Raw genomic sequence first — 4,743 nt, 5'->3', positions numbered from 1 at the left:
GCTTGCGATGTGGACGGCACGGTAAGATTGCGTAAATAATAGACGTATCTAATACGACCAGTACCTTTGGGTAATTTTTTTGGTGGTGTACCCACAAAAAGGGGCAAAGGCTCTCGTGTTACTGATGCTTCTGGTGGTTTTCCATTAGCTACAATAGCATACAAGTGCGACTCTTTTTTTATTACACTAAAACCCATAAGATCTAAAAATAATTGGGTAAGACGCCATGCTTTAGCTAGGCTAATGCGCCCTTTTTTAAGTGGTGTATAGCTTACCAGTTGTTTGTCTATAAGCTCTCGTTGGGCAGGACTTTGTGGTAACACGATATTTACCCCGAGAGCTGCCGTTACTCGATTGATAATCTCGCGTAGTGGTTTTTTATCAAACATAAACGGTATAAGAGCAGTGTGACCTGATCCTAGTTTTTTTACAAGAGCATGCTCTTGTAGTCCTGCTTTAATTTCAATCGCTTGAGGCGATTGCGTATAACAGATACCAAAGCTTAAGCCAATACAAACCAGAGCGCTCAAAGCATGCTTATTTACAAGAGCATGCTTGAGGTTAGTTATCGTTATAACTACCATGTTAACCAAGAATCTCTTTTACGTTAGTGCGTCGAGGTATGGGTAGTAATTGTTGAGCTGGTTGAGGTGGCGCTACCAAAGGCCTGCTTTTTTCACGTCGTAGTTCACGTGTGGTCTTAAGTGTTTCAAACTCAGGGGCGTTAGAAGCATGCTTAAGATATTCGCGTACTATTTCGTTTTTAGGTGCGTCATCAGTAAAATAGATACGTGTTATAGGATCTCTTAACGTATCAAATATAACAGAATCACTGGCATCTCTACGTGATTTACGTATTTTATCTGCTGTATACACGTTAAGGCCACCACGTAATTTAGCTTGTACAATAGTTGGGGCAATAAATATAGCTAAATTACTTTTGGTAAGAATTTTAGTATTACGTTTAAACAAATACCCAATAATAGGTATTTTTGATAAGAAAGGTGTTTCAAACGTTGAATCATTTTCAATAATCTGGGTAAGACCACCAATAACTAATATTTCACCACTGCTTATATTAGCATCAGTGTTAACACGCCGTGTTATACGCGTAAAGTTAACAGGATCTATAAACTGGTTAACGTCAACTGCTACTTGGAGGTTAAGCCTATCGCTTGAGCTTATATGAGGCCACATTTGTACTTGAATTACGGCAGGAATATCAACAACACGTGTTTCAACACCACCTGCTTGTATAGGTACAACGGCACCAGTGCCTCTCAGTAATTGTTGGTTTGCAATAGTTGCTTTTTGATTGTTAGTGGTAACCAAATAGGGGTGTGAAAGCACTTTTGACGTTGTATGATTTTGAAGTACCTGTAAAATAAGCGCAATGCCAGGAGTAGCAGGATCATTAAATGATATTAGTGTTGATCCTTGAGTAGTTCCATTAATAAGTGAAATTAAATCAGGATCTCCGGTGCCTTGGCCATTAATATTGTTATTAAAGTAACCAAGCAAATCTTGAGCCAGAGCTGGGTTTGGTGGTACACCTGTAGTAAAATTAGTTACACCATTCGTCGTTGCTGTCTGAAAATTAAGTACCGCATTAACGGGGCTTAAGTTAGAAGATAAAAATTGCGGACCAGTAGCATTGGTAGTGTTAGTTGGATTACGGCTGGTCGCTCCTAAGCTAAAGTTCTCTGTATCAGTTAGATCAACAATAAGAACTTCTAATATTACTTGTGGTTGCGGTTTATCAAGTTGCTCTATAAGACCACGTACACGCTCCCAATCACTTGCGAGAGCAGCAACAATAATACGATTACCACCCGTTTGGTAAATATTATCTTTGGATATACCAACGTTATAATCTACACCCTCAAGTTTAAGTTCAGTAAGCTGTGAATCGATAGTTCTTAATGGTTCACGTGCTTCAGCAAATACCGTTACACCTTGGAAAAATCTTTCAGCACCACTGGGAGCTCCAACAGATTGAGAAGGTGCCTGCGCTGCTACAATTTTTTGCAAAACATCAGCGAAATTTTTAGCGTCTAAATATTGTAGGTCATAATAATGTAAAATTGATCCGGCAGATTCTGCTGGAGTATCGACATACTCTTGAATAAACTCAGAAATACGCGACACGGCACTTTCTCTGCCCATTAAAATCAACGAGTTAGTGCGTGGATCAGCTAGTATCTTTGTGTCTGCAGCAAAATAAGAAATACTGTCAGCACGTGGATCTTGCCTTATAAAAGGAGATGTCCGATCTGCATCGCCTGCTGCTCTACGTAAATTTTCAAATACTGCTTTTACGTCTTGTGCTGGAATATTATACAGCGGCAATACTTCCACTACTTCTTTAAAGCCTGTAGCATCAAGTTCTGCTATGATGCGCATAACAGAAGAAATATTGTTGGCTTTATCAACTATAATAAAGCCATTTGTTTTAGGCTCATATATAACAGGAATATTTCCGGGACCTACAAGAGCTGAAGGAGAAAGCATTTGCTTAAAAATTTCAGTAAGCTCGTTAGTGGTTGCCTCGTTAGGATTCTGAGGGACACGTAAATTACGTAAATAATAAATGTATCTAATACGTTCGTCTCCACGGGGCAATTTATCTGCAGGTGTAGCAATATAAAGTGGCAACGGTTCGCGACCAACACTTTGCTCATTTGGCTGTTGTCCGCCGTTTTTAACAATGGTATAGAGTTTGTCCTTCTTTTTAATGATACTAAAACCCAGAGCATCCAAAAAAAGTTCAGTAAGGCGCCATGCTTCGTTTACAGTAACGCGAGGTGACGTTTCTGGTTGATAGGTAACTAACTGTTTTCTTAAAGCATCGAGTTCTGCAGGACGTTGTGGCAAAATAATATTTGCACCGCGGCTTGCTACAACGGTATTAACAATATCTAGTAGTGGCTTACGTTCAAAAGCAAACGGTATATATTCTTGATATTTTGGTCCCAATTGAGCGACAACTTGGCTTTTTTCAAAAGCATCTTGCACTTCAGCATTAGGTACTACAGGTAAAAATTCTGCTGGTGTTTCTGCTTTGCTTATAAAGCTAGTAAGTAATGTAAGAGAAAAAAATAATGGGTAAAATAATCTATTCATAAACTCTACTCCATGAGTATTATGTTGATGGAGAAGTTGGTTGTAACGTAGCAATAGTAAGATCAACGTTAACGGCGCGTGCGTTAGGTATCTTAGTTATTTCAAGAGCTTGCGGATACAGTTGTGGTATATCTGCAATAGCTGAAAGCAGGTCAGTTAACTGCTTCATGCTCATAGTAATTAAGCGGCTTTTAAGTATACGTTCAGTTTTTCCTTTAACGGTTTCACCATTATCTGATGTAGGCGCTTCAGGTTGATTGAAGGTAAGTCCTAATTTTTGTATAAGATTTGCATAAATAGGCTCAATTCTAAAACTAGGATCTTGATTTAAAATATCTTCTACTTCCGTTTGGCGTTGATTGACCAATTTATAACGAGAAAGCAAATTGCGTGCCTCTTTACGTTGTTTATCTAGGGTGCTGAGTTGTTGGGTGTAGTAGTTTACCCGCTTTAGGTGAAAGTAAAAAGCAAATGACAGTACTATACTTAACGCAGCAATAAAGCTTCCTGCATAGATAAATAGCTCGCGTGTATCAGCTGTTTTAAGCGTATGCTTAAGTTTATTAAGAGCTTCCATTATGCTCCCTCTTCATCTTTAACCGTCAACTCAATAGGCTCTGATTTAAAGATAATATTGTTTAATTTACCAATTTTATGGAACAAAGGGCACTCAAGTTGCCGTTGCAATATATCAAGGCTTGTGTAATCAGGTACTGAGCCATACAGTTGCACTTTATTGTTCTTTATTTTTATAGTTTGCATATCTAGCCGTAGTTCACTAAAGTTAATACATTTGCTTAATGCTGCCAAAATAGTTAACAACGAATAGCGATTATGTGCTGAAAGTCGCTGCCAGGTTGATTCTTCACTTTGCAGTTGTGTGTTAGCGCGTTTATTAGCAGTGTCTAAAGAAGTTGCTTGTGACTCTTTTAGCTTGAAAGCACGCTTGATTTCACTTAATGCTTCTTTGCTTGATTCTTGGTAGGTATTTTTTAAATTACGTACACGCAAATAACTATACACAGAAAAAGAAGTTATAAGCAGTAATGCTAGAACACCTGCTGCAAAAAGCTGATGGGTAATTAAAGCATCTTCTTGACGTGCTGCTTGAGCTTGTTGCAAATTAAATTCTTGGGTAACAGGAAGAGAAAGTGCCGTTGCAAGACTGACTAAAAAACTATTAGGTAACGTACTTACTTTGCTATCTATCTGACCATTATGCATAATCTTTTTAGCTTGCAGTATTTCGCTTTTGGTATCCATATGTGTTGCAACAAGTTTTTGTAATGCTGGTATATCTGCGCCAGCACCTGTAATAATTACTTCGTTTAAAGTGTCTGAATCTTTAAGTTTACTTGTATAGGATACAATGGTAAATCGTAATTCGTTAAGCAAGTCTTGCAATACTTCTTCACTTGCTTGTGTATAATGTGGCTTATCGTTCTGCTCAAGGCCAAAGCGCATAAGATGCTCAAGAGCCTCAGTAGGCTCAATGTGCACAAGAGCGGCTATTTTTTTTGCAGCTACAATAAGGCCTGTGGGTAAAACGCGAATATATTTAAGTTGTCCATTAACTATAATAGCCAGTCGTATGCTTGTAAGGCCGATATCAATGAGCGC

The 4,743-nt window shown here is 38.4% G+C and carries 4 protein-coding genes; all 4 read right to left on the bottom strand.

Going from position 1 to position 4,743, the window contains the following annotated elements:
• The coding region (locus H0X48_06745; protein ID MBA3954988.1) for a hypothetical protein at positions 1-593 on the bottom strand (593 nt) is incomplete at its 3' end.
• Positions 586-3,123, bottom strand: a complete 2,538-nt coding sequence (locus tag H0X48_06740; GenBank protein MBA3954987.1) for a hypothetical protein — start codon at positions 3,121-3,123, stop codon at positions 586-588. The genes H0X48_06745 and H0X48_06740, both read right to left, overlap by 8 nt.
• Before the next feature lie 19 nt (positions 3,124-3,142).
• On the bottom strand, positions 3,143-3,700 hold the full coding sequence (locus tag H0X48_06735) for a hypothetical protein (protein MBA3954986.1): 558 nt from the start codon (positions 3,698-3,700) through the stop codon (positions 3,143-3,145).
• Positions 3,700-4,743, bottom strand: a 1,044-nt coding sequence (pilM, locus tag H0X48_06730; GenBank protein ID MBA3954985.1) for a pilus assembly protein PilM, incomplete at its 5' end; no start/stop codon positions are given. The genes pilM and H0X48_06735, both read right to left, overlap by 1 nt.

The organism is Candidatus Dependentiae bacterium, assembly GCA_013821315.1.
Classification (GTDB): domain Bacteria; phylum Babelota; class Babeliae; order Babelales; family Babelaceae; genus JACDHA01.
This window is presented reverse-complemented; position numbering and strand designations above follow the sequence as displayed.

Excerpts from the sequence above, each read along its gene's own strand:
- H0X48_06735 (MBA3954986.1), bottom strand. The coding sequence starts at position 3,700 with ATGGAAGCTCTTAATAAACTTAAGCATACGCTTAAAACAGCTGATACA.
- H0X48_06740 (MBA3954987.1), bottom strand. The coding sequence starts at position 3,123 with ATGAATAGATTATTTTACCCATTATTTTTTTCTCTTACATTACTTACT.